23 protein-coding genes are annotated in these 24968 nt (G+C 37.3%); all 23 read right to left on the bottom strand.

Annotation, left to right across the window (positions count from 1 at the left end; translation table 11 throughout):
- Window positions 1-5: 5 nt before the first annotated feature.
- A complete protein-coding gene (gene uvrA, locus AC6I5B_RS13430; protein WP_004611181.1) occupies window positions 6-2843 on the bottom strand; it encodes an excinuclease ABC subunit UvrA in 2838 nt (945 codons plus the stop codon).
- Window positions 2844-2852: 9 nt separating this feature from the next.
- Entirely contained in the window at window positions 2853-4841 is a 1989-nt protein-coding gene (gene uvrB, locus AC6I5B_RS13435) for an excinuclease ABC subunit UvrB (protein WP_497773393.1), read from the bottom strand.
- Window positions 4842-5298: 457 nt separating this feature from the next.
- Window positions 5299-6594, bottom strand: coding sequence for a tyrosine-type recombinase/integrase (locus tag AC6I5B_RS13440; RefSeq protein ID WP_021740645.1), 1296 nt, complete (start codon window positions 6592-6594; stop codon window positions 5299-5301).
- Window positions 6581-7774: a site-specific integrase gene (locus AC6I5B_RS13445; protein ID WP_270743938.1), complete on the bottom strand. Its 1194-nt coding sequence runs from the start codon at window positions 7772-7774 to the stop codon at window positions 6581-6583. The genes AC6I5B_RS13440 and AC6I5B_RS13445 overlap by 14 nt, the downstream gene beginning before the upstream one ends.
- A 15-nt stretch (window positions 7775-7789) precedes the next feature.
- Window positions 7790-7990 carry a helix-turn-helix domain-containing protein gene (locus tag AC6I5B_RS13450; protein ID WP_044964841.1) on the bottom strand — a complete coding sequence of 67 codons (201 nt, stop codon included), beginning with the start codon at window positions 7988-7990 and terminating at the stop codon, window positions 7790-7792.
- A gap of 357 nt (window positions 7991-8347) precedes the next feature.
- Complete coding sequence (locus AC6I5B_RS13455) at window positions 8348-9337, bottom strand: helicase-related protein (RefSeq protein WP_497773394.1); 990 nt, start codon at window positions 9335-9337, stop codon at window positions 8348-8350.
- On the bottom strand, window positions 9334-11340 hold the full coding sequence (locus tag AC6I5B_RS13460) for an N-6 DNA methylase (RefSeq protein WP_497773395.1): 2007 nt from the start codon (window positions 11338-11340) through the stop codon (window positions 9334-9336). Before AC6I5B_RS13460 ends, AC6I5B_RS13455 begins: the two co-directional genes overlap by 4 nt.
- Window positions 11340-12314 carry a hypothetical protein gene (locus tag AC6I5B_RS13465; protein WP_118262647.1) on the bottom strand — a complete coding sequence of 325 codons (975 nt, stop codon included), beginning with the start codon at window positions 12312-12314 and terminating at the stop codon, window positions 11340-11342. Before AC6I5B_RS13465 ends, AC6I5B_RS13460 begins: the two co-directional genes overlap by 1 nt.
- A gap of 89 nt (window positions 12315-12403) precedes the next feature.
- Entirely contained in the window at window positions 12404-14479 is a 2076-nt protein-coding gene (locus AC6I5B_RS13470) for a PcfJ domain-containing protein (protein WP_497773396.1), read from the bottom strand.
- Window positions 14460-14801, bottom strand: a complete 342-nt coding sequence (locus tag AC6I5B_RS13475; RefSeq protein ID WP_021740639.1) for a hypothetical protein — start codon at window positions 14799-14801, stop codon at window positions 14460-14462. The genes AC6I5B_RS13470 and AC6I5B_RS13475 overlap by 20 nt, the downstream gene beginning before the upstream one ends.
- Window positions 14798-15121 (bottom strand): hypothetical protein, encoded by a 324-nt coding sequence (locus AC6I5B_RS13480; RefSeq protein ID WP_021740638.1) that lies wholly within the window; start codon window positions 15119-15121, stop codon window positions 14798-14800. Before AC6I5B_RS13480 ends, AC6I5B_RS13475 begins: the two co-directional genes overlap by 4 nt.
- 28 nt (window positions 15122-15149) lie before the next feature.
- The gene (gene dnaN / locus AC6I5B_RS13485) at window positions 15150-16259 is read right to left on the bottom strand and encodes a DNA polymerase III subunit beta (protein ID WP_021740637.1); all 1110 of its coding nucleotides are present in this window, start codon (window positions 16257-16259) and stop codon (window positions 15150-15152) included.
- Window positions 16260-16543: 284 nt separating this feature from the next.
- Window positions 16544-17257, bottom strand: a complete 714-nt coding sequence (locus tag AC6I5B_RS13490) for a hypothetical protein (protein ID WP_118145129.1) — start codon at window positions 17255-17257, stop codon at window positions 16544-16546.
- Window positions 17258-17408: 151 nt separating this feature from the next.
- Window positions 17409-17912: a hypothetical protein gene (locus AC6I5B_RS13495; RefSeq protein ID WP_111919579.1), complete on the bottom strand. Its 504-nt coding sequence runs from the start codon at window positions 17910-17912 to the stop codon at window positions 17409-17411.
- A 15-nt stretch (window positions 17913-17927) separates the two neighbouring features.
- Window positions 17928-19967 (bottom strand): PcfJ domain-containing protein, encoded by a 2040-nt coding sequence (locus tag AC6I5B_RS13500; RefSeq protein ID WP_497773397.1) that lies wholly within the window; start codon window positions 19965-19967, stop codon window positions 17928-17930.
- A 116-nt stretch (window positions 19968-20083) separates the two neighbouring features.
- Window positions 20084-20623 (bottom strand): DUF7666 domain-containing protein, encoded by a 540-nt coding sequence (locus AC6I5B_RS13505; RefSeq protein WP_021740632.1) that lies wholly within the window; start codon window positions 20621-20623, stop codon window positions 20084-20086.
- Complete coding sequence (locus AC6I5B_RS13510) at window positions 20610-21275, bottom strand: Cas9 inhibitor AcrIIA9 family protein (protein ID WP_118208132.1); 666 nt, start codon at window positions 21273-21275, stop codon at window positions 20610-20612. The genes AC6I5B_RS13505 and AC6I5B_RS13510 overlap by 14 nt, the downstream gene beginning before the upstream one ends.
- Before the next feature lie 45 nt (window positions 21276-21320).
- Window positions 21321-21707: a hypothetical protein gene (locus AC6I5B_RS13515; RefSeq protein WP_044964833.1), complete on the bottom strand. Its 387-nt coding sequence runs from the start codon at window positions 21705-21707 to the stop codon at window positions 21321-21323.
- A gap of 18 nt (window positions 21708-21725) precedes the next feature.
- On the bottom strand, window positions 21726-22514 hold the full coding sequence (locus tag AC6I5B_RS13520; RefSeq protein WP_497773398.1) for a hypothetical protein: 789 nt from the start codon (window positions 22512-22514) through the stop codon (window positions 21726-21728).
- Entirely contained in the window at window positions 22507-22908 is a 402-nt protein-coding gene (locus AC6I5B_RS13525; RefSeq protein WP_497773399.1) for a hypothetical protein, read from the bottom strand. The genes AC6I5B_RS13520 and AC6I5B_RS13525 overlap by 8 nt, the downstream gene beginning before the upstream one ends.
- A gap of 165 nt (window positions 22909-23073) precedes the next feature.
- A complete protein-coding gene (locus AC6I5B_RS13530) occupies window positions 23074-23439 on the bottom strand; it encodes a hypothetical protein (RefSeq protein ID WP_021740627.1) in 366 nt (121 codons plus the stop codon).
- Between the two features lie 4 nt (window positions 23440-23443).
- The gene (locus AC6I5B_RS13535; protein ID WP_021740626.1) at window positions 23444-23686 is read right to left on the bottom strand and encodes a hypothetical protein; all 243 of its coding nucleotides are present in this window, start codon (window positions 23684-23686) and stop codon (window positions 23444-23446) included.
- A 13-nt stretch (window positions 23687-23699) separates the two neighbouring features.
- A complete protein-coding gene (locus tag AC6I5B_RS13540; RefSeq protein ID WP_119636570.1) occupies window positions 23700-24746 on the bottom strand; it encodes a DNA methyltransferase in 1047 nt (348 codons plus the stop codon).
- Window positions 24747-24968: the final 222 nt, after the last annotated feature.

The following is a 24968-nucleotide window of genomic DNA, read 5'->3' on the forward strand; positions in this document are numbered from 1 at the left end:
TTTTTTTAATTTAAACTTTTTTTAAGGATTGCATCAATATATTTGCCTGTATGCGATGCCGGATTGGCAACAATCTCCTCAGGAGTTCCCGTTGCCACAACGGTTCCCCCTTTGTCTCCACCCTCTGGTCCTATGTCGATAATATAGTCCGCAGTCTTGATCACATCTAAATTATGTTCGATCACAATTACGGTATTTCCATCTGCTGACAGACGATGTAAAATTTCTGTCAATTTGTGCACATCCGCAAAATGAAGCCCTGTTGTCGGTTCATCTAAAATATAAACTGTTCTCCCTGTGCTTCTCTTACTCAATTCGGTTGCCAATTTAATTCTCTGTGCCTCACCGCCAGAAAGTGTAGTGGACGGCTGACCTAATCGAATGTAGGAAAGTCCAACATCATACAGGGTCTCCATCTTTCTTCGAATGCTAGGAACATTCTCAAAGAAATGAAGCGCCTCCTCCACAGTCATATTCAGCACATCATAAATGCTCTTTCCTTTGTATTTTACTTCTAACGTCTCTCTGTTATATCGCTTTCCATCACAGACTTCACACGGAACATATACATCTGGAAGAAAATGCATTTCAATCTTTAAAATCCCATCTCCTGAACAAGCCTCACATCTTCCGCCTTTGACATTAAAACTAAATCTTCCTTTTTTGTATCCTCTCGCCTTTGCATCCGCAGTTGCCGCAAAGAGATCGCGGATTAAATCAAAAACTCCTGTATACGTTGCCGGATTCGATCTAGGAGTTCTTCCAATCGGCGACTGATCAATGTCAATGACTTTGTCAAACTGTTCAATTCCTTCTATCCTCTTATGTTTCCCTGGAATTGTTCTCGCTCTGTTAAGATCCTTAGAAAGTCTTTTGTAAACAATTTCATTTACTAAAGAACTTTTTCCTGAACCAGAAACTCCAGTCACGCACGTCATTACACCAACCGGAAATGAAACATCAATATTCTTTAAATTATTTTCTGCTGCCCCAATTACTTTCAGCCAGCCTTTCGGTTCTTTGCGCACATCCGGTACCGGAATCTGCATGCGTCCACTCAGGTATGCACCAGTAACAGACTTCTTATTCCGCATAATCTCTTTTGCAGTACCTGCTGCAACAACTTCTCCACCATGTTCGCCCGCTCCCGGACCAATATCCACAATATAGTCCGCTTCCAGCATCGTATCTTCATCATGCTCTACTACAATCAAACTGTTTCCCAGATCACGTAGATGTTTCAATGTCTTCAATAGTTTATCATTATCTCGCTGGTGAAGTCCGATACTTGGCTCATCCAGAATATAAGCCACTCCAACCAGACCTGAACCAATCTGTGTTGCCAGACGGATACGCTGAGCCTCTCCTCCCGAAAGACTTCCTGTTGCTCTGGCAAGTGTCAGATAATCCAATCCTACATCCATCAAAAATCCAATACGCGCTTTGATTTCTTTTAAAATCTGTCCACCGATTAACTCCTGCGTCTTTGTGAGCTCTAATCCTTCCAAAAACTGCTGAAGTTTTTCAATAGAAAGCGACGTGACTTCCGCAATATTTTTATCTCCCACTGCAACTGCCAACGCGCTCTTTTTCAATCTCTGTCCGCCACATTCATGACAAGGCGTAATCCGCATAAAACTCTCATATTCCGCCTTCATCGTCTCTGAGCCTGTTTCACGATATCTTCTCTCTACATTTTTTATAATTCCTTCGAATGCAACATCATAAATACCTTCTCCGCGCTGCCCTTTATAATACACCTTCACTTCTCGTCCATTGGTTCCATGAATCAAAATATCTTTGACTTCCTGCGGATAATCTTGGAACGGCGTATCCAACGAGAAATTATATTCTTTACAAAGAGCTTTTAATATTGCTCTTGTGTAACTTCCTTTGTCTGTACAAGACTGCCATCCCATCACTACGATAGCGCCTTCATCTATACTTAACGATTGATCCGGGATCATCAAATCTACATCAAACTCCATCTTGTATCCCAGTCCAAAGCAAACCGGACATGCCCCAAATGGATTATTAAAAGAAAAACTTCTCGGTTCAATCTCTTCGATACTGATTCCACAATCCGGGCACGAAAAACTTTGGCTAAAATTCAAAGGTTCTCCGCCAATCACGTCCACAACCAAAAGTCCCTCCGCCAATGCCAGTACACTTTCAATTGAATCCGTCAATCTCTTTTGAATGCCTTCTCTTACAACAAGTCTGTCCACGATAATCTCTATATTATGCTTAATATTTTTGTCCAGAGAAATTTCTTCTGACAATTCATATAAATTTCCATCAATGCGCACACGTACATAACCGCTTTTCTTTGCCTTTTCCAGCAACTTTTCATGCCTTCCTTTTCGTCCTCTCACAACCGGCGCAAGAAGCTGGATCTTTGTTCCCTCCGGAAGCTCCATAATCTGATCCACCATCTGGTCCACCGTCTGCTTTTTTATCTCCTTCCCACATTTCGGACAGTGTGGGATCCCTATTCTTGCATAGAGCAGACGAAAATAATCGTAAATTTCTGTCACCGTTCCAACTGTAGAACGTGGATTTCGATTCGTTGATTTCTGATCAATAGAAATCGCCGGTGAAAGCCCCTCAATACTTTCTACATTCGGTTTCTCCATCTGGCCAAGGAACTGTCTCGCATAAGAAGACAGCGATTCCATATACCTTCTCTGTCCTTCTGCATAGATTGTGTCAAATGCTAAGGATGACTTCCCCGATCCACTTAGGCCCGTCAACACAACAAGTTCATTTCTCGGAATATCCAAATCTATATTTTTCAAATTGTGCTCATTGGCACCCCGTATTTTTATATATTGTTTTGCCATCGTATACTCCTAACCTTCCATATCCTGTAACTGCTTTTTCAGCTCAATCAATTTGTCGCGCAACTCTGCTGCCGCCTCGAAATTCAATTCTGCCGCTGCTTTCTTCATCTGCTTTGTAACATCTTTTATCAGTTTTTCCAATTCTTTTTCACTCATTGACTCCGGATCTTTTTCAAGACGCAATTCCTCCGCCGCTACCTTCTTAGAAATACTGATCAGATCTCGCACTGACTTTTTAACAGTCTGAGGTGTAATTCCATGTTCCTCATTGTATGCCATCTGTATCTTTCTTCTTCGTTCTGTCTCTTGAATCGCTTTTTCCATCGACTCTGTCACATGATCCGCATACATGATAACATGACCATCCGCATTACGGGCAGCTCGCCCAATCGTCTGAATAAGCGAAGTCTCCGAACGCAGGAATCCTTCCTTATCGGCATCTAAAATTGCAACCAATGTAATCTCAGGAATATCAAGCCCCTCACGCAACAGATTGATTCCGACAAGCACATCAAATACATCGAGACGCATATCCCGAATAATTTCTGTCCGCTCTAACGTATCAATATCTGAATGAAGATATTTCACCCGTATACCAAGTTCACGCATATAATCTGTCAAATCTTCTGCCATTCGTTTTGTCAACGTTGTAATAAGAATCTTATTTTTCTTTGCAATCTCCTTGTTCACTTCACCGACCAGATCGTCGATCTGTCCTTCCACCGGACGCACTTCAACCTCCGGATCAAGAAGACCTGTCGGTCGGATAATCTGATCCACACGCAAAAGTTCATTCTTTTCTTCATATTCTCCCGGCGTCGCAGATACAAACAACATCTGATTTACCTTACTTTCAAATTCTTCAAAATTAAGCGGTCTGTTGTCCTTTGCTGACGGCAAACGGAATCCATAATCTACAAGAGTGGACTTTCTAGACTGGTCACCCATGTACATTCCACCAATCTGAGGAATGGTCTTGTGCGATTCATCAATCATAATCAAAAAATCATCCGGAAAATAGTCAATCAATGTGTGCGGCGGCTGCCCCGGCGCCAGTCCTGTCAAATGCCTTGAATAATTCTCTATTCCCGAACAAAATCCCGTCTCTCGCATCATCTCAATATCGAAATTCGTCCGCTCTGCAATACGCTGCGCTTCCAAAAGCTTGTCTTCTCCTTTAAAATATCGGACTCTTTCTTCCAATTCTTCCTCAATCGCCTTTGTTGCTCGATCCAGCGCTTCCTTTGACACAACATAATGCGATGCTGGGAAAATCGCTACATGCTTCAACGCATTTTTAATCTCGCCCGTCAAAACATCAATCTCTGTTATTCTCTCCACTTCATCCCCGAAAAATTCCACACGAATTGCATAATCTTCCGAAACTGCCGGAAAGATCTCCAGCACATCTCCTCTTACCCGAAATGTCCCGCGTTTAAAATCCATATCATTGCGATCATACTGTATCTCAATCAACTTCGCAACAACCTCATCCCGATCTTTTATCATCCCAGGGCGTAGTGAAATTACCATCTCCTGATAATCAATTGGCGAACCTAATCCATAAATGCAGGATACACTCGCCACAATAATCACATCCCGTCGCTCAGAAAGTGCTGCCGTTGCCGAATGGCGCAGCTTATCAATCTCATCATTGATGGATGAATCCTTCGCAATATAAGTGTCAGATGACGGAACATATGCTTCCGGTTGGTAATAGTCATAATAGGAGACAAAATACTCAACTGCATTATTCGGAAAGAATTCTTTGAATTCGCTATAAAGCTGTGCAGCCAGCGTTTTATTATGTGCAATAATGAGTGTTGGCCTATTTAATTCCTTGATAACATTTGCCATTGTAAAAGTCTTGCCAGACCCCGTAACCCCTAGTAAAGTCTGGCATTGGTTGCCTTCCTGGAAACCTTTCACAAGCTGTTCGATAGCCTGCGGTTGATCTCCTGTAGGAGCATATTCTGATACCAGTTCGAAGTGATCCATAGTCAAAAACCTCCTTACTATTTTCATTATTAACCCGAAAATTCGTACATGTCAGGTGAAAAATACGTTCCAATTTTGCTGAAAAATAGGTAAAAAAACGCCAATGTACGAATTTGGTCACCCAAGTGGATATTTTCCGGTTCGCAACACCTCGTACTATCCTCCATGATTTGATACTACAGTATACCACAATTTATCCCTTTTCAAAACTATAAAGACCTATTAGTCAATCATAATACCTAAGCACACAGAACAGCATTACTGATATTTTTCTGCATTTTTATTCCATATATTGTATTCTTATGCACGAACATACGTTCAATTTTAGTATATCTGTTCTTGTGTATTTCGTCAATAAAAGAATTTTTCTACTATCTACTTTTCTCTTTCCCGTAAAAAAAAGAGCATACAGCAAATAACCTGCAGTATACCCTTTTCTATTGATTTCCCATATAGATTAAGCCAATCTATGCAGAACTTTCTTTCCATATTTTTCTTTTAGTATTTGAATATCTTCACTATCATATGGATGCACTTCATCTATAAATGCATCAATCTCCTCTACCCCTCCTTCTATTAATGCCTGCTTGTCTGTATAGACATCAAATGTAATAATCGATTTGGAATGTCCTAACGACGCTGCTATTGCCTTTTGATTGATATCATTCTTCATTAATAATGTGGTATACGTATGACGTAAATCATGAAATCGTATATATGGCAATCCTGCTTCTTCTATTAATTTTTTATAATGGGTATATATGTATGTGGTAGATCTTGGTCTTCCATAACTAGAACAACAAATGTAATCCATATCTTGAAATACCCATCTTCCATGCTGTCTCCTGCTTCGGTTTTTCTCATATTTTTTCCTTTCTTCTAGTATTTCGCTAAATAAAAAATTAGGAATTTTCTCCACACGATTACTTGCAGGTGTCTTCACATCAATTTCCTGCTTTGTTCGTGTCTTTGGTGCTATTTCATTTTCGTCTACCTCTAAACTTCTTCCTAATTGCCGTTCTATTTTTAATGTGCGATTTTCATAATCTATATCTGTGTACTTTATTCCACTGATTTCACTTTTCCTTAATCCCATTAAGAGTGCAAATAATATATACAGATAAATACGTGTATCTTTTGCTACTTTTATTAAATGCTTTACCTGCTCCAACGCGTACGTTTTTGATTCATCAATTACGATTTCATGGTATGGAACCTTTTTCGCACCTTTAGGAAGATTTAATCCCTCCGCCGGATTATATGTAATCAAATTTTTAGAAAGTGCAAATTCTAATGAGGTATTCAAAATCGGCTTAGCTATTCTTGGAATGGAACTATATTTTTCAACCAACTTTTTATACAATTTTGAAATGTGCCCCTGATTTAACTTTACTAAAGTTAATTTTCCCAATTCTGGAATAATGTGCTTTTCAATACAATTTTTATAAGTATTGTAAGTACAAGCACTTACACCTTCCTTGCTTCTTATAATATTTTCCAACCAATACGTCAGTAGCTCTTCCACTTTTATATTTTTATAAACAACATATTTCTTATCGTGTAATTGAGCAATCACATGATTTCTTTCTTTTTCTGCCTCTTCTTTCTTTGCAAAACCAGAATGTTGGGATTCCTTTTCTTCCATATCATCAAATATCACAGTTACACGAAATCCAAACTTTCCTTTAATTTTTATCACATTGCCAACACGATAATCTACATACGCTCTGAGTTTTATTTTATTTAGATCCATACGCTGCCTCCTCTGCTAGAAATTCCTTATTCAAAAAATCTGTAATCTGATTTCCACCCTCAATTACTTCCAGGTAAAATTCAAATGTTGTATGTACGGAATGATGCCCCAGCAATGCTGATATTTTCGTTAAAGGCACTCCTCTCTCAGCTAGAATTGTAGCATACATATGTCTTAATCCATGCACTGTAATATGTGGCAATCCATTTCTTTCACATAGTCTCCTGATTTCTGTATTTAAAGAACACAACCCTCTTGGATTTCCATTTTTCTGACAAGAAATAAAATTCTGATCTTGAAAGTCTTCTCCCATTCTTTCCTTCAGTAATTGAATTCTATCTTTTCTGCGTTCGACTTCCACCAATATAATTTCGGGCACTTTTAATCTGCGTTTTCCACTTTCGCTTTTTGGATCACGTAAAATACTCTGATACTTTATAATTTCATAAGTTCCCTCCTTGGTTTCTATATCAGCTACCAACTGTCTTTGAACTGTGACCGTTCTTTCTTCAAAATCAAAATCGTCAAATTTCAGTCCTAATATTTCCCCTTTTCTCAGGCCACAATATAACCCCAAAATAATCTCTAAAAACCAATTTCTTTCTTTTGCGGCTGTCAAAAAGCATCTTGTCTGACTTTTATTTAAAACGGTAATCTTTCTTTTGGGTCTTGGATATGTTTTCGTTGCTTTTACTGGATTATTATTTATTAAACGAAGAAACTGTGCATCTTTCATTGCAATATATAATGTTTCCCTGCTTTTGAATCCTGCCGATTTACAGTATTTTGCCACTTTATCCAATAACTCATTCAAATAATCTGTGCTGACAAACTTCAATTTTATTTTTTCATCTATATTAGGTAATAGCATTCCATATAGCACATAGGATACTAAATATCGGGTAGTTGACTGTACTCTTTCGGAAAAGATACTCACATACCAATAAAGTAAGAAGTTTTTTAATGTTACCTCTTTATCCACTTCTAAAAAGGTCATATTCATCTTCCTATCAAATTCTTTTATATGTTCCTGATACGCTTTTTCTGCTTCTTCAGCTGTTTCAAATCCACCCTTTTTCCCATATTTGATTGTATAATCCGGCAATAATTTTTTTGTTCTATGATTCCAGGTATTTCTCTCAAAAAATGCATGTGGATATTTTTTTACTTTCTTAACCATTCTTTCACCTCTGCTCTATATAGTTTCTCCATTCATCCATCTATCAAAAGAATCCTTAGGCACCCGATATATTCTTCCTATTTTTATAACCCGAAACGGTTCCTGCTTTTTATTTACAGAATCCAGAAATTCATATACCTTACTCCTTCCAATTCCTAAAATCACTTGTATTTCATCCGCGCTATATACTTTTTTGGTAACCTCCATATCTGCCATATTCCACCTCCTTCCCAATTTAAATGACATCTATGTATCCTGTTTCTAGTTTCTTAAACTCACTTCACAAAAGAGCACACAAAAGTTCGAAGCTTTGTATGCCATTCTATGAACTATAATTTCAGCTATTTAGGATTTGTTCTTGCAACTGTTGGATTCATTTTGAGAAAAATTTAAGAAAAAGACACCAAAACTAAATCTGTTTGATGTCTTTCTAAAGAATTATAGGAATAACAATTCCAAAATTATGATACTCTGTCATTAGCAGAGCAAATCTGTAATATATTTGAATTTCTTCAAATAAAAATTCTATTATAAAACTACGATTATCTATATCTGTTGTCAAATAAGAAAATACTAACTAATCTTCTGTTCGCCCCATTGAATCTGAAGTTTTCCTTCCTGGTCCACACTGGTTGTCATCAAAAGGGAAAATATCTGGGGATTGATGCCGAATCTTTCATATAGTTCTCCGTTTTCTAGCAATTGATTTTTCATAAACAGGTTAAGTTTCTCCTTCGCCAGTATCATCTTTAGCAGGTTCACTTCAATGGAATTTTCATAAATTAAAAATACCACCTGCTTAAAATTTCTGGACGTATACCGGATAAACCGAAAATAATACTGTTCCATAGCCGCATGATTGTAATGAAGCTCTGGTAGGATAATTTTATCCACATCATCTATATTCATAGATTCTGACAAGCTTTGCTGCGTAGAAAGTAATATCCCATTTTCTGTCTTTCTTAGTTTTTCTACAATCCTCTGCCGCTGCTTGCATGGAACTTTATCCCCTGTGATATAAAAGATCTGCCTTTCTGGAAATGCCTGCTTTAAATATCGGTAATAGGAATCTGCCACTTCTATTCTGCGTACTCCAATCGCAACCTTCTCATACTTCCACATCTGCAAAAGACGGATTGCTTTTTTTACCTTCGTAGGTACTTCATTGCTATCGTATTCGTATGCAAGAGAAGGATCTGCACATATCTTCAGAAGGAGCAGCAGTTGCTGCAAAATCCGAAACATGGAATCCTTTCGTGCATTGCCGTAAGCTGCAAAATACTTCCTGCGGATTTTATCAAACTCTTTTACTGCTATTCGATACACTTCTTTTTCCCTTTCGCTAAAAGAACAGGTTCCCTGGTAAATCTTATAAATTTTCCTTCCTACCACTTCTTCAAAATTTTTTGTTATGACTGTTTTTTCTAATAATTCATCTAAAAATGATGCATTATAAATATCCTGATTTGCCTTCTCCAGACCAAACACTGTAATCTTCTTTGGTAAATAGGAATAAGAAAACAGTTCATACCCTCTTTTATAAGCTGGAAATGGCTGATTCAAAAAGAAGTTCCTATTTTTTCCATCTGTCCGTTTTTGAATCGGTAGATCCATTCATTCTTTGCCAGATAATGAATGGAGTTGTTATAAAGCAGTTCTAATTGAGGTGCTGCTTCTACCACGTTATTTCTTGTCAGTGTTCCTGTTGCCAGCACTTTATATCTGCATTTTCGAAAAACAGAAAGCATTGCTTTTGTACGTTTTGAACTTCCGTTGGTAATTGCATCACTTTCATCAAAAATCAACATGACTTTCTGACAGCGGATACGTAACAGTTTTTTCATCTCCCTTTTTAATTCCGTAAGCAGATTGATAGTCAAGAGCACAATCTGTCCTCTCTGTACCCTTTTTATGTCCTCCCTCTTCCGAATACGGTAAAAATCAATCTGATAGTCTTCCAATATTTCTTCCCATGTATTATTGATTGCCAGGGCTGTGCCGACAATGAATATATTCCGGACAGGATTATATTTCATTCTGTACTGCGCCATTGCCAGTGTACAAAGGCTTTTTCCAGTTCCCATAGAAAACTGTAGGGCAGCGTATCGTTTCTGCAACAGTTTATTCACTTCTTTTTTCTGTACAGCATTCAGATATTTGACCTCCCCTGTCATTTGACTTGTTACATGCCAATTTCCCAGATATTCTGCAATTTTGTCATCCTGCTTCATTTTCTCAAAAGGTGTTTCCTGCAATGCAAATTCTCGCCGTTTCTTCTTTAAGAACTGCTCAAATCCAGGAACTTCTCTTTTGGATAATACAAAAGAATTGATAGAACCCAAATTCATATCGGTCCCATTTTCCCGATAATCCTTTTCTTTAAATCCATAAGTTGTCTTTACAATCCGGATTTCATTCCTGTATGTCTTATTCGCAGAAGATAAAATCCCCTTTAATTTCCGTAAAACATCTTCCGGCTGTATTTTAATTTTTTCCCACTCCTGCCAGGAGAGTTCCTCCGGTTTCGTCTGCTTCAGGTATTTCTGCAAAATCGCTTCTGCCAGTCCAGCTTTATGAGCGATATTTCGATTTCTTTTGATATCAAACAAAAGTTTCACCGTTTTTTCCTGAAATACCTGTTTCTGCTTTGCCTCTAAATCTGTATTCTGACATTCAAAATAAATATTTGCAGCATTTTTTCTTCGTTCCTGAAGAACCGGTAACACATAAGTTTGATAAATTTCCTGTGGCCGCTTCAGAACTTCCAACTCTGTAGTGTATGGTCTTTCTGTTACATACTGACTCTTTTTCTGCAAAATCATTGCTTTTGTCCGAAAAGATGTCACACCATACTCTTTGAATGCATCTGCCGGCAAAGAAAATTGTACAATCAAATTAAACATGTGATTGATTTCTTCAATATCCCCTTTATTTGAAAAATCATCTGAAAGGAAACTTTCCGAGACCAGCAAAACCAAAAGACCCCCGTTTTTCAGTACCTGATATGCTTTTTTGCAGTAATACATCTGGGAAGATACCGGTGCTTCTTTTGTTCCCCATTCCAGATGAAAGGGCGGATTTCCAAACACAATATCTCCGCTTAAAACAGGGGAATACTGCCGGATATCGCCATATTGCAGGTTTGCCTTCGGGTAGAGGTACTGGGCAATCTTCACCGCTTTCATATCAATTTCTGTTCCATAGATATTACTTTCTGTAGGAAGATAATTAAAAAAATCTCCTTTACCATAAGTCAAATCATAAATTACATCCTCCGTTTCCGGTTTGACACAGGCAACAAGAAATTCACATATTTCCGCTGGTGTAAAAAACTGTCCCTGCTCTACTTCTTTTTTCGCTTCTGTATAAGCATGAAAATTTTGAAAGTCTTTCCTGTCCAGTCCATGCAGCCCACCATTTCCCATATATACATTAAAAATATCCTCTGGTGTGATCCCATATAGTTCTGCTTCATGGTTTTCCACTAGATACAGAATTTTCGCATTCAATTTTTGCCTTTGCTCCATTGGTATTTGAAGTCCCTTATCTCTTTTGTATTTTCCCATTAGGCCGCCTCCTTATAGCCGAGATACTCTTTGGCAAAAGACAATGCATGTACACCACTGACAAAAACAATATCCCATCTGCCATTTTTAAAATACTTAAATTTAACAACTTTCTTTCCAAGCGCAGGGTGTTCATCAAAAATCCCTTCTTTCTCCTTTTTCCCGCTATATGAAAAACTTACAAATCTTTCCAGCCAGCCATCATAAATAGAAACCTGTTCTTTACTGGAGTCAAAAAAAGTCAATGCCCGTAAAAGTGCTTTATATTTTTCACTATCCAGACAGATTTCGTATTCTCCCCAAAGATCTGTTTTGCTGCATAACAGGTTTTGAATGGACAGTTTTTTACTTTGCAATTTATATTTTGCATAGGTCACTCCTGCTTTTGCATCTGTTTTAATCTCCTGCTCCACTTTCTCCTGAAAACTAAAACCGCCCAGATAAGAAAAAATATCATCCAAAATCAACGGATACTCAATTCTGGCAAACAAAACTTCATGAAGATTTTCTTCTTTCTGTTTACAGCATTTCTTCCTTTCTTCCCGATAAATTTGCTTCTCTTCTTCTGTTAAAGAAGAAATCCGCTTATGTAATACGGGTTCTGCAGAATCCTGCAGGGAAATATAGCGTTCATACGAATGTTTCTGTATGGCAAGACCATATTTCCGGTTAAAGAAGGAAATAATGGTTCTGATAAAATGATTATGTACCTTTTCCATCAGTTCTGTTTGTTTCTTTTTATCCATACAAATCAGGTTCTGTTTGTACACCCTATCTGCATATTTCTGTACCTTTCCATAAAAGGTCAGTTCCTGCTGGTGCAGTGTTTCCATATCTACAAACATACTTAAAAAATGATTTCTGGTACTGTCATATAATTTTTGCTGTATCTGACAAAATTGCTGGTCTTCTTTGGACAGCCTGGTCTTATTTTGGATTTTGACACGTTGTAATTTTTCCAATACATCATTCATATCTCTGTTCCTTTCTCTTCATAAGAAAAGGCAGAAGAATGTTCTAATCCTTCTGCCTGTGTTTCTATTCTCTTAAAATTTTTATATTCCTATGCAGCCTTTTTTTCTTCTTCTCCTTTTAGAAGCCTTAATTTTTCTTCTGCATAATGAACAAATTCTACCATTTCCTGCGGATAACGAATCCGCCCTTTCCCCTGACATTGCACAATCTTCCCTCTTCTCCAGTCAACCGTAAAAAAGGGCTTATCCGGATCGGTCTTTTTCCGGATAAAATACACATCACATTCCCGATTGGCAATATGAGGGATATAACTTCCTACACAATGTCCTAACGCCTGTCCTTCTTTTTGGATTTCCTGATAATTTCCAGGAACTTTTAAGATATAGTCCTGATTCTGAATTTGTTTCCCCAGTAGTTTTATATCTTTCTTCAAAAGTTGGTTCACAGTTCTTCTTTCTTTTGCCTGTTTTTTTCTTTCCATCTTATCTTGTTGTTTTTGATACTCCCGGAAAGTCTTGTCGTGAACATCTTTAAAATTTTTTGGAAACAGAACGTATCGGCTTTTCAGATCATATTCCAATTTTTCTGCCCACTCAATATAATCTTTCCAGCTTCTTATATACGTCTGATAACATTTCATTTCTGCATGACTGATACCAGATACATCACCGGACAACTTATATGCCTTTCCTTTTTCTTCTTTTTCAATCTGCTTTGCCAGATAACTCACAATTTTCCGAATAGATGCATACTGGTGTAATTCCAAAAAATCTTTATTACTCTCAAAAATTTTACAATACCCAAAGATTTCCTGTTCAGACAAATGGATATTTAGTTTCTCCATTTTTTTCAAAACGTCCAATTCCTTCATTCCCATATTATACCTGCTCAGAATAGAACAAAAACGTGAATTTATTCCCAATAGATGCCTGATATTTGTTTCATTTGTTTCTTTCCACTCACTTGGAAGGTGATATAGACATTCCAAAGCAAAATAAAACATATTCTGCTTCACGAACTGTTCAAGCAATGGGAAGTTCAAATATGTCTTCAAATAATATACAACCGGAAATTCTACAGAACGATTATGTTTAACAAAATAATCTAAAGAGCAATACTCAAATGGAGTTCCTTTAAAAACATTTTTCAAATTATATGGATACACCATTCCAGGCATTTGGGTTATCGTCTGATATGCTTTTATCGTATAATTCAAATGATATCTGTAGTGAAAATACGGATCTATATATTTCTCTTTCCATACATTCTTATGAGCCAAACAGCTATAAACCGGGTAATAAAAATGGAATTTTTCCTGAAATACAGCCCGATAGTCTTCATGATAAGATAATGTATATTCTCCCGTACCATGCGCAGCATAAGATTTTCTAACTTCAAAATGACGTAGTATGATTCTATCTGATGCTTTTTCAATTTTAACTGCTTCTGAATAATCAGAAAAATATCCTGATTTTCCTTTTGCTTTAAAAATTGATTTCCGCTTGCAAATGGGACACACATATTCTTTGTTATGCCTTGGTATAGATCTCTCCAATTGATATTCCGATTTACAATGACTACATGTGCAATCCATCATCTTTCTTCTGGAATACTGATAGAAAATATATTGACTTTCTTTTAACACCTCGTATTCCAGCCATTTTTCAAATCTCCCAGTCACTGGTTTCACACTGCGAAATAGAGACTCTATATCTTTTATACTTCTTTTTTTTCTTTTTAACGACTTTTCTGCTTTTCTTTTCTGCTGTTCTATTTGTATCAGTTGTATACTGTCTACGGCATCATCTGTACAATGAAAAAACTGTTGAATACTCCTTTTTTCCTTATATGTTCGTATCGCAATCTGAGATATAAATTTCCCCTTTTCAGCTTCCAAGATATCCAAAGTTTTTATAGACCAACGGTTTTCTTTTATAAAATATGTAATAAAGTCTCTATTAGAAAAAAAGATGCGACAGAACGGCTGATATTGCTCCTTTATAATGTTTTCCGCGTCATAAAGATTTAGGATTAAAGTCCGTTTATGTGCTACCGTAGCCTTTTGTACCTTCATCAGATAGTTTTGTCTGCAAAGTTCCATATATTGTTTATCCTTAATACCGGCTTCCACAACAGGTATCTTTTTAAGTAGTGCTTTCTTCATTTTCCTTCTCTCCATTATTATGAAATATATCATCTTCCAAATCTTTTTTTACAGGAATTGCTTCTAAAAAACAGGCTGGTATCTTGAAATATTCTGCAATTTTCTGAAGTTCCCTTTTTAATTCTTCTTCTGCACAAGCCATCTGACATAAGTAAGCAGAAACTTCTGCATTTTTCCAGTATCTTTCAAACTCACAGGACTGAAAAATATCGATATCATCTAAGTTCAAAATTTCCTGTTCCGTCATGCTTTCCGGGCAAAACATCTCCGCATTACGTATATAAATGCTTTTTACCGTAATAATATAATTTTCTCTTTTCATCCTTTACTGTTCCTTCCTTTTTCTTCTACAAGTTCTGCTTTTTCTGCATCAAGAAACTTTTTCGCAGAATCGCGGATTGCCTCTTTTAGTGCCACATCATATTCCATATGATAATCCTCATAATATTTTTGGAATAAAGTGATGCTTCTTTCCTTGTAATCTTCATTTGCTTTCAATTTGCTATACATCTCTTTTGGAAGACAGTCTTCCATATTTTCCAGAACGCTTTCTTTTAAGTACAAATACTTCTGTTCTTCATACGCCTGAAATAATTCCCACTCTGTCAACAGAATTTTCTGCCCATTTCGAACAATTTCCATACCTTCTTATTCACCCTCTTCTCTCATTTTACGCTGCGGCACTAAGGTTGACCGGAAGAACCAGATATACATAACTGTCTTTTTCATCTCTTACAGTACATGGCGTTTTTGCACTCGTAAAATACATGAAGACTTCCTCATCATCAATCACTCGCAGCATCTCTAATAAAAATTTTGGATTAAACCCAATTCGTAATTTCTCTCCCTCTTTTACAACGAACATACTTTCATTCATAGAGCCCATGTTTGATGCTGCTTCCAATGACAAAATATTTTCTTCAATATTTAGAATAATTGGCTTTTTTGCATCGTCCTTCAATAACAAACTTGCTCTGTCAATACATTCCTGTAATTCCTTTTTTTGAACTTTGATTTTTGTTCCATAATCTTTTGATAATAACTGCTCCACTTTTAAATATTCTCCCTCAATCAACCGGGAGATTGCCCTGGTATTTTCTATCTCAAACTGAATATGGTTCTCTGTAAAGTAAACTGCAATTTCCTTCTCCGGATCTCCGCCAATAATCTTGATGATTTCTGCCAGTGTTTTTCCTGGAACAATGACCTTTCGCGGTTCATATTCTTTTTTCAGTTTGATTTTTCTAAGTGAAATACGGTGTCCGTCCAGCGCTACAATTTTCAGTTCTTTTCCATTAATTTCCCACAGTTCTCCTGTCATTGCCTTCTTTGAGGAAGTATCTGCTACTGAAAAAATCGTTTGCCGGATTGCCTCTTTTAAGTCAAACTCTGAAATCGTGACATGATTCTTCCGTTCCATATCGGGAATACAGGTGTACTCTTCTGCTGACTTTACAGAAAGATTATACTTCGTCTTCTTACAGCGTACAGTCGCCTGATCTTTTTCCCCTGTTTCCAGTACGACATCTCCCTCTGGAAGTTTTCTTACAATCTCCCCAAATACTTTTGCCTGGATTGCAATACTGCCTTCCTCTTCAATGTTTCCCGGCATTACTGTTTCAATCCCCAATTCCAGGTTATTCCCGGTAAGGGTAATCTCCTCTTTTTCTGCCCGGAGCAAAAGACACTCCAAAATAGAGGTGGTTGCTTTTGCAGGAACTGCCTTTGCTACAGTCTGAACTGCCTTTGCTAAATCTGTCTTTTTACAAATAATTTTCATAAAATAGTTCTCCTTTCATACAACGATAATGTCTGCTTTTAAAAACTGAATTTGTCCTCCTTTCCATTTCTGCATACAAAAAAAGACACAAAAAACCATACGATTCTTCATGTCTTTCTTTCTATTTCTCAGGATATTCCTTAAAATACTGCTTTTGGCTTCTGCCAAAATGAAATACTAACTACAAATTTTTCCATTTGTAAAAATATATTCAACAATATAATAACACAATATATAGTTTTTTACAATCCATTTTTCCTATATATTGTATGTATAATATTTCCTTATAAAAACTCTTTTTGTCCCATGTTCCAAAGGAACTCTTTAATCGTATCCATCTCCTTTTCTTTACATAAAATGCTTTTATTCTGATATAGGTAAATCATCTGCCCAGTCACATCTATTATAAAATCCTGATTGACAAGATATTCTCCGGAAACGTTTAGAAAAGAGGTCTTTTTTCGTATTGTTTCCAATACTTTCTCTGTCAGTATATAACCCGATTTTTTCTCTCCTTTTTCTGTACAAATATCCCCGGTTTTTAAATCAATATAAACAACTTCGGATAAACACATAGCCCATGCAGAATCCATGCTTTGATCAAACAGGAAAATCGTTTTCTTTGGAAAATACTTTCTGAAAAAATGCTGGTAGATATTTAAACTTTCTACCTGTTCTTTTTCCGTCAAATAATGTGCTGCCTTATATTCATATCCATAAAAAGCCCGATTCGTAGACGTTCCGAAAAAGTAGAGAGAAGTTTTTTGTCCTGTTTCCCGGATATATTTGGCGGCTGTCAGTCCACAATTATCTATCGTATCTTCCAAAAACACGATATCCATAGGACTTTGTTCATTTGCTTTGCGCAAAGCCTTTATCGTAGAATATTCATAAATCGCATATATGTTATCTAGCTGACACGCTTCCTTTCGGATCTTCTTTCGTATATCATCCAAAAGCTTACTTTCTTTCTGGTAAAATATCGCAATTTTCATCATTTGTATTCCCTCCCCTTTTTCTTTTAGAATAGCATGCTCCGGTAAAACCACAAGGTTCTTTGTTTAAATTGCCTTTTTTATTGCGTAATTGGCTGTTCATGGTATTTTTTAGGGGGCATGTCACCGACACACCCCCGCCATCATCAAATTTCTATGCTACAAATGTGAAAAATTTTTCTTCCACATTCACACGACAGACTCTGTCATTTTCCAGTTCACGATACAGTATGGAAAATACTTCCACTACTTCCTGAATGCTCAATCCTTGAATTTCTATGTTTCGAAAAAGCTCTCCCAAACATACATCGGAATCTCTATATGCTTGCCGTACAAGGTTACAGGCATCTTCTATCGTCTTCACCGTAATACAGATTTCTTCCACTATATGCTCACCCTTTCTTTTTACTGCCAGCTCTGTTTTAGGGCCTTTTAGTAAAATGCCCATTTTCAGCATATCCTGTTTCCAGTCCTGATAGAAAGGATATTCCTGTTTATTAACATATTTGCGAAACAGTCTGTATACCCCTCTTTCTGTATACATTCCTTCCAGGTTCTCCTCATAACAACCATACTGGTTTTTCTGCCGGATATGTTTTAATTTCTGCAAATTCTTATCCGGTATATTTTTTGTCACTATTTGATATTCTTTTTCCATATTTCTCCTTTTCTTCTAAGCAGCTGCTTCCTGTTCTGCTTTCAGCACATCTGACAGATACTGGCCCTGATATTTTCCACCTTTCATCACCACATGATCCTTATAAGCAGCAGAAAGCTCCGCAGTCCATAGTGTAACCTGCGTTTTTGTAGGATCTTTTTTCTGGTTCCTTATCTTTTTCAATACATTCTTTTTCCATTTCTTTAAAAATGGTTCTGCCTCTTCATACTCCTCTCCCGTTCTGTTATAGTCCTTACTTTTTTGTACAATGTTTCCATCTGGTTCAATTTCCATCGTATAAAATTCCTTTTCCAATTCTTCCTGTCTGCGTAAGAAAACAATATAAGAGGTTTTTCTGCTGATCCGGTCAAAATAGCATTCCTGAGTACCTACACAATGATGCAATGCTTTTCCTTCTTTTATAATATCTTCAATCTTTTGCGGAACCAGCACTGCATATTTTTCATCTTTCAGTGACTGATAGATGGGCGTGATTTCCCTACAAACCTTTTCCAGATTTGGAAATTTCTCCCGTAGTTCCTCTGCTCTCTGCTTTGTGTCTATTTCCTGCAGGGCTATTACCGCCTCATCATGCCTTCTTTCTAACTCCCGTGGTCTATAAACGATGGAGTCCTTTAGATTTTCTCCTATTTTTTTTGCCATGGACAGATAATCTCTCCATATCGTCAAAATCTTCTCTACGGGCAGCCCGCTTTCCTTTTCCATTCTTCTTAAATAATGGTAAATCTGCTGTGGCGACATTTGATTTTCAATAAAGGCAACATCTATTGTGGAAATATTATGTTTTTCAAAATAACGAAGTATATCCTCTGAAATCCACTTTTGTGTATTCTTCATCTTTTGCAACCAGGATAAACCAGCTATTCCGCCGTCCATTTTCACCAACTGCTTTAGCAGGCAACTATTGATTCCCAAAATTTCCATCAGTTTTCTGTGATTTGGAAGTCGGCTCTTTTTATGGATGCTTTGGATCACAAACTTTTTCAATCCCGCCTTTGCAGCTTTCTCAATAGCCGGACAATGATAACGGTATAATAAATACGTTTCCGGTTCTACCATTTTCATGTTCTTTTGAAGTTCGTATAACCCGGAAGTCTTCAAAATTCCCTGGTTCAAAGAAAATAAGGTTCTCTGATATAGCGTGCCTTTATTCCCTTCAAAATCATAATGGTACTCTGCATATAAAGACTCTCTCCACCGATAGGAGCCATCCTTATATTGTCCATAATAATATGCTGTCTGGGAAAAATCTTTTTCTACGATTACCCTTCTGGTTTCAAACCAGCTTATTTCCGGAACAAAGTCACGCTTTTGATGAAATTTTGCATAGACGTTAAACTTCCGAATCACCATTTGATTAGTTCCGAACTTCTGCAACAAATAGGTGCACTCTGCTTTGTGAATAATCCTTTTTTGCATTTTCTTGGATTTATATTGTATTCGCTGTCTACACTTCGGGCAGATACCATATTGATTATGTTTTGGTAAAATACCCTGCACTCTCGTGTTGCATCTGCTGCAATAGCCTTCTCCTTTTCTTTCCGGTTTGTAGAAAATATAGTGCTGCGTAATGGCCGATTTTCTGCACCACCTTTCCCAATCCTTTGGAAGTACCGGAATTTGGGACATTACCTGATCCCATTCATTGGTTTCTTGTCTGCGCCTTTCCTCTATCCTATCCCATAAAATATCCGTTTGAAACTCTTCTATAATACTTCTGATAGAACTAACTTTTAAAGGTGTCCATCTGCTACATTCTGTGTCAAAATATTTCCGGAATAATGCCCAATCTCTTTTGGTACAGTGATAAAAACTCCCATAAAAATAGCCCATAATCTTTATAATTGTGGCTGTTCTCCACTTTGCTTCTCTTGGAAGGTACGAAAGATAGGTACGCTCCTTTTTATTTAAGAATACAACTATCTCCGGCTGCACTTGTCCGGCAAGCATTTCTTTTATCCTGAAAAATGAAACTGCCAAAATCTCCCCTTTTTTACAAATCTTTACAGATACTTCATATTCAAACTTCCTCATTTTCATTTTCTTTTGTAATCTCTGTTTTCTGGATTTTTTTCTTCCTTTTTGGAAAACTTTAACATCTTTTTTGTTGCCTCTAAACAGCCGATTTCCAATAATTCTGTTTTTCTCATTTATTCTTCTGCCTTTCTTCCATCAAAATCATAATAAACATTTGGAACATATTCTTTTCCGTCAATTATGATGACTGAAAAATTAACGATATTTCCCTTAATATCTTCCCTGATGAGAAGAAGGATTGTATCTTTCCTCCCTTTTCCGATGGGATGTTTCCCACGCACCACTGTAAATCCACCCATGGGACTTCCTTTTTCTATCTGTATGATTTTACTCAGCCTTCTGTGTGGATACTGGAGCATATATGCAACCCCTTCTATTAAAAGTTCCAATAACGTCAGTCTTCTGACAATCCGAAGCTGTGTGCAGGCAATTTTGCTGTCATCGCCCTCTTCCTGGCGTTCTCCGGCAACTTCAACCACACAATACTGCGCTAAATCCGGATTGCTATAGTAAATCAGACAGTCCAGCGGGTTTTCTGCACAATGAAACCCCGTTTTTCTGCAGGCAGCCTTTTCTGTATAATTCCATTCTGTTTCTTTATATTGAAACCCCAAACAACTCAAATTCTTCTGAAACGCTTTATACGCAATCATTTTTTTCCTCCGTTTTTTCTCCATCTTCCAGCATATCAAAAAGAGAAATCTGACTGTCTTTTTTGGTCTTGCTTTCCTTTACAGAAGTCTTCACGCCTTTTACAGCAGTTTTTTCTTGGGCTTTTCTTTTTCTTTCCCGTTCTTCCTCTTTCTTTTTTCTTTCTTCCTCAGCATCATCTAACGCATAGTATTCTTCCAGCCAATGGTACACTTTTTGGGAACTGACTGCGACTCCTGCACCATTTTGCCCGTTTCGATTCTGTTGCAGGTAGGCTTTTGATTCTTCATATACTCTTTGCAGAATGAAATTAATTGCTTTTTCCAAAGATTTATGAGGTAGCAGAATCTGTTCCCCTAAGGTTTTCTCTTCACAGCGTTCCATAAGATACTGCCCTAAAGCCACTGCCAGCCCTGGTCCTTCAAACTGATACATTTCTTCCGCAATCTTTTCAGAAGCAGTAGAAAAAATTTTTTCTTCCAACGGCACTTCTGCCAGCCGCAGCCTTTTTCCCTGCAAAAAATCCTGCATATCCTTTTCTGGTATCAGCCATTCTTTACAAAGCTCCTGCAAACGTGAAATTTTGCCTCTTGCTCTTAAACGGTCTGCAACCATATTCAAATCTTTTGTATTTTCTATCATTTTTCCAAGCATTCCTATTTCCTCCTATAAAAGTAGGAAGGGGGATTCCCCTTCCCATCATGCCGCTTTTTCTAATTCTTCTCTTTTTGCTCTGATTTCCGTGTCTTCTTCCTCAATAATGCTGATCATTTGAATCAGGAACTGCTTGCACCACGCATTTCCTTCATATTTTTTGCCAATCTTACTGGCTTCTTCAATGATCTGTTCCCATTCGCTGTCCTCTCTCTGCCCTTTTCCTCTATGTTTCTTATAGAAATCATAAATCTCATGCATCGCCTTATGCATATCAATTTCTACCGTTGTTTCCAAATTAGAAATCAAGGTAATAATAAATTTATGGTTATGATATTTTTTTAGAAGTCCCTGGATTCCCAACATGGATTTTCCAAGATAAACCCCATAAAAATCGCCTACCATACTTGCAATCATTTTTTGATCTGTCACCCTGTTTCCTCCTTTCAATTAACGAATAAATTCTTCTAATATCATCTGATTTTTCCAACTGGATCTTTTCTTATTTCCGGCGCTTTCTACACCCTTATTTATTCTAGGAAGTTCTTTTATTTTTTGATAAACCTCCGCCAGCATTTTGTCCAGTTCGTCTTCCTTTGAAAAGATACGCATTCCAAGAATGTCTTTTCTCTTTACGCAAACCTCTAATTTCTGAATTTTTCCGACCAAAAGATCAACTTGAAGTTTTCTCCGGTCTGTTTCCCTGATTTGAGGGCGCTTCACAAGCACATATCGAAACTGCTGGCTCTGCTTATATTTCTTTACCAGCCTTTGAGCAGTTTCAAAAATTTCTACTTCTCCTGCCATATAATCATCTTTGACAGCCTGTGGAATTTTCTTTTTATACCTGTCACAAGCAGTTGTACCAGAAAAATAATTCTCATAGACTTGCACCAGTTCCCTTCTGATTTGGTTTAATACTTCTCCGTCTGTGGTTAGGTTTTCTTCTGTTCCAAACTGGTATATCTTTTTCCAGTCATACAGTTTCTTTTGAAAAACATCTTCCCACTCTTTTGAAGGCTCTGGTTTCTTTTTCTCTATTTCTTTCACAATGTTTCCCAACTCCCTTTCGATGGATAATTCTATTTGTCCAGTAACCTGTATTTCTTTTGGGGGATTTCCATATAGCCACCACCTGTAAACATCTTCGGCATCTTTCCATGTAGCACTTCCATGTGTTCCTTCCTTATGGTAAGAAAGCATTCGGTCAAACGCCTTTAAATAAGCCTTTTTAAACATAGGATAGCGCGCCAGTGACTACAAACCGTCCTTTTCCTCCTCTTTCTTTCAATTCAGAGCAGCAATAACGCATTCTTCGTGTGGGCGGATAATGCTTTTGGCTAATCAGTTCCCACATGGTTGTATCAGGCTGATTGATAATAACCGCAGGATACATTTTTCGGATAAAATAGACCAATTCCGGGGGATCTACGGTTGTAACATTATAATAAGCCTGAAACTTTACTTTTGCCTGTTTTGCCAGTTCATAAATTACCTGACTGTCTTTCCCACCGCTAAAACATAAATAGTATCCTTCCGGATGCATCTCTATGGCTTTTGCTTCAAACATTTTTAACAGGGTTATGGCGTTTTGGATTTTCTTTTCAATGCTAAAAAAACTTAACTGTTCCATTTTTTCTCCGTTCTTTACAAAAAGTTTGCTCTAAACGGAAAAGCCATGCTTGTAGGTGTGTCTTTTTACACTGCCTGACCTTCACTTTCGAAAAACAAGCCCGCAATGGCCGGTTTTCCTAAGCAGCAACCTGAATTTCTCAGGATAAGAAAAAGTGGAACACTTTTACGACCGGATATCCAGTATCCCATACGCAATTTTTTGAATTTCCAGAATTTGTACATTGGAAATTTTGCGGTAAGGTTTTCTGGCATTCTGTTCCGCAATCCAGTCCTTTAATAAAAGTTCTGCCTCAAAATCTACTTCGCTGTACTCTGCCAGGAAAGCATATTTTTTCGCCTGCCTGTAATTTCCCCTTACTGTCATATAAGAAAAAGAAATTTCATATAGTGGCAGCAGTATGTTCGACGAAAGCATCTGCATAGGATGCAGTCTTTTCAGCTTTTCACGATAATACTCTGTCTGGGGAAGGGTTCCTCCAACTGCCACCTCATGAAATGACAAAAGATCTGTCAGTTTATGAAGGTGCATATTTTCACGCTCCTTTCTTTTCTCTGTAAAAACATCCATTCTTTTCCAACTGATCCAGCCTTTCTAAAATTTCTTCCTCTGAAAGACATTCTCCTTGTTTTTGATGCTTTAATTTTCTATACATCATTCTTCTGCAGACTGGGTGAGCCGGTCCATAATCATAAAGATATCTTGCTTCTCTTGCATTCAGATTACAAAAGATTGCAATCAGCAGCTGATAATATCCTGCCATTGTTTCATCTTTCATACACACCTCTTTCCTATCGGTATTTTAGCCGAAACGTTCCTCTTGCTAAAGGCAGAAAACAATCGGCATGTTCATATAAAGTTGCCCGAATTCTCGCCTCATAATTTTTATTCTTTTTGGCTTTCGGGTGCTCTCTTAATTCCTGATATAGCTGCTTTAACGTTGCATGTCCATTTAACTGTTCCAGTGTCATCCGCAATAAATGAAACCACGTCAGTGCAATGGAGTCCTGTTCTTGTATCTGGAATATTCCTTCCCTTCTAATTGAAAATGGTACAAGAAGAATTTCTTCTTTTTGAAAAAGCACCAGTGTTTCCGTCACAATAGGAATAAAGGGTTTTCCGGAATACTGTGTCTTACTGGAAGTGCAATGAAACTGCCCCTTAACAATCCAGGACTTCATATTTCCAATATGAAGCATATCTGCTGCAATAGAATGAAAGACGCCTTTCTGCCGGATATCTCCTACCAGAATTGCCAGATACCCATTCTGTCTTAGGCTGAAATACAGTTTTTTGATCACATAGTTCAGTTTTTCAATATAATCTTCATAATTTTCACATCTGCTCAAATCATCTTCATGCGGCCTGCCCCACATATTTCCGGAATACTGGATAATATCATGGTAAGGTGGGTGGAAAAAAATCAGGTCTGCACTATGCGCAACTTCATCCTTTAATGCATTCCAGTTTCCAATCCCCTTTGGCGGATGTGGGTTTAAATCGTATAAGACAGAGGGAATATGCAATTCCTCTGCCACATCTTGACTGGTCCCAGAACCACTCATGGGATCCAAAAATAAAAAATCCTTATTCTTTTCATATCGCCTGCATTTTTTTACAAACTGAATGAGTTTCGCTACAACCTGCGGGGAACAATTTCCTCTCCACTGATTGCTGCCTCCTTCTGCCCGTTCTGGAAATGCCATAAAAGAAGTCAGGTCTTGTCCTACGCAATGCGTAAGCTCTCTTGTTCCTAACGTCTGTACAATCTGTTTCCAGTCGGAACCAAATTCTGCGTGTAAAATTTTACTTGCACGCTGTAAATCACTTTCCTGCACATTGTCACACTCCTTTCTGCATATACAAAAAAACGATACAAAAATCCCTTCTGATTTTCATATCGTTCTCTCTGCTTTTTATTTTTCTTTCTTCTCCTTTCCAAAAGGCAATAAAAAAAAGCACTCAAAGAATTTCTTCCTGAATGCTTTTGATATACGCACTTTTTAATTAAGTATCAAAACTTCAAAACTTCATTCTAACCTTATGGTCAGAAAAAAATT

This window comes from Faecalimonas nexilis (assembly GCF_059731825.1).

Bases quoted from the DNA above. Each gene is read 5' to 3' on its own strand.
- uvrA (WP_004611181.1), bottom strand. From the start codon at position 2,843: ATGGCAAAACAATATATAAAAATACGGGGTGCCAATGAGCACAATTTG.
- uvrB (WP_497773393.1), bottom strand. From the start codon at position 4,841: ATGGATCACTTCGAACTGGTATCAGAATATGCTCCTACAGGAGATCAA.
- AC6I5B_RS13440 (WP_021740645.1), bottom strand. From the start codon at position 6,594: ATGGATCTAAATAAAATAAAACTCAGAGCGTATGTAGATTATCGTGTT.
- AC6I5B_RS13445 (WP_270743938.1), bottom strand. From the start codon at position 7,774: ATGGTTAAGAAAGTAAAAAAATATCCACATGCATTTTTTGAGAGAAAT.
- AC6I5B_RS13450 (WP_044964841.1), bottom strand. From the start codon at position 7,990: ATGGCAGATATGGAGGTTACCAAAAAAGTATATAGCGCGGATGAAATA.
- AC6I5B_RS13460 (WP_497773395.1), bottom strand. From the start codon at position 11,340: ATGGGAAAATACAAAAGAGATAAGGGACTTCAAATACCAATGGAGCAA.
- AC6I5B_RS13465 (WP_118262647.1), bottom strand. From the start codon at position 12,314: ATGAATGATGTATTGGAAAAATTACAACGTGTCAAAATCCAAAATAAG.
- AC6I5B_RS13470 (WP_497773396.1), bottom strand. From the start codon at position 14,479: ATGAAGAAAGCACTACTTAAAAAGATACCTGTTGTGGAAGCCGGTATT.
- AC6I5B_RS13475 (WP_021740639.1), bottom strand. From the start codon at position 14,801: ATGAAAAGAGAAAATTATATTATTACGGTAAAAAGCATTTATATACGT.
- AC6I5B_RS13480 (WP_021740638.1), bottom strand. From the start codon at position 15,121: ATGGAAATTGTTCGAAATGGGCAGAAAATTCTGTTGACAGAGTGGGAA.
- dnaN (WP_021740637.1), bottom strand. From the start codon at position 16,259: ATGAAAATTATTTGTAAAAAGACAGATTTAGCAAAGGCAGTTCAGACT.
- AC6I5B_RS13490 (WP_118145129.1), bottom strand. From the start codon at position 17,257: ATGATGAAAATTGCGATATTTTACCAGAAAGAAAGTAAGCTTTTGGAT.
- AC6I5B_RS13495 (WP_111919579.1), bottom strand. From the start codon at position 17,912: ATGGAAAAAGAATATCAAATAGTGACAAAAAATATACCGGATAAGAAT.
- AC6I5B_RS13500 (WP_497773397.1), bottom strand. From the start codon at position 19,967: ATGAGGAAGTTTGAATATGAAGTATCTGTAAAGATTTGTAAAAAAGGG.
- AC6I5B_RS13505 (WP_021740632.1), bottom strand. From the start codon at position 20,623: ATGATTGCGTATAAAGCGTTTCAGAAGAATTTGAGTTGTTTGGGGTTT.
- AC6I5B_RS13510 (WP_118208132.1), bottom strand. From the start codon at position 21,275: ATGCTTGGAAAAATGATAGAAAATACAAAAGATTTGAATATGGTTGCA.
- AC6I5B_RS13520 (WP_497773398.1), bottom strand. From the start codon at position 22,514: ATGTTTAAAAAGGCTTATTTAAAGGCGTTTGACCGAATGCTTTCTTAC.
- AC6I5B_RS13525 (WP_497773399.1), bottom strand. From the start codon at position 22,908: ATGGAACAGTTAAGTTTTTTTAGCATTGAAAAGAAAATCCAAAACGCC.
- AC6I5B_RS13530 (WP_021740627.1), bottom strand. From the start codon at position 23,439: ATGCACCTTCATAAACTGACAGATCTTTTGTCATTTCATGAGGTGGCA.
- AC6I5B_RS13535 (WP_021740626.1), bottom strand. From the start codon at position 23,686: ATGAAAGATGAAACAATGGCAGGATATTATCAGCTGCTGATTGCAATC.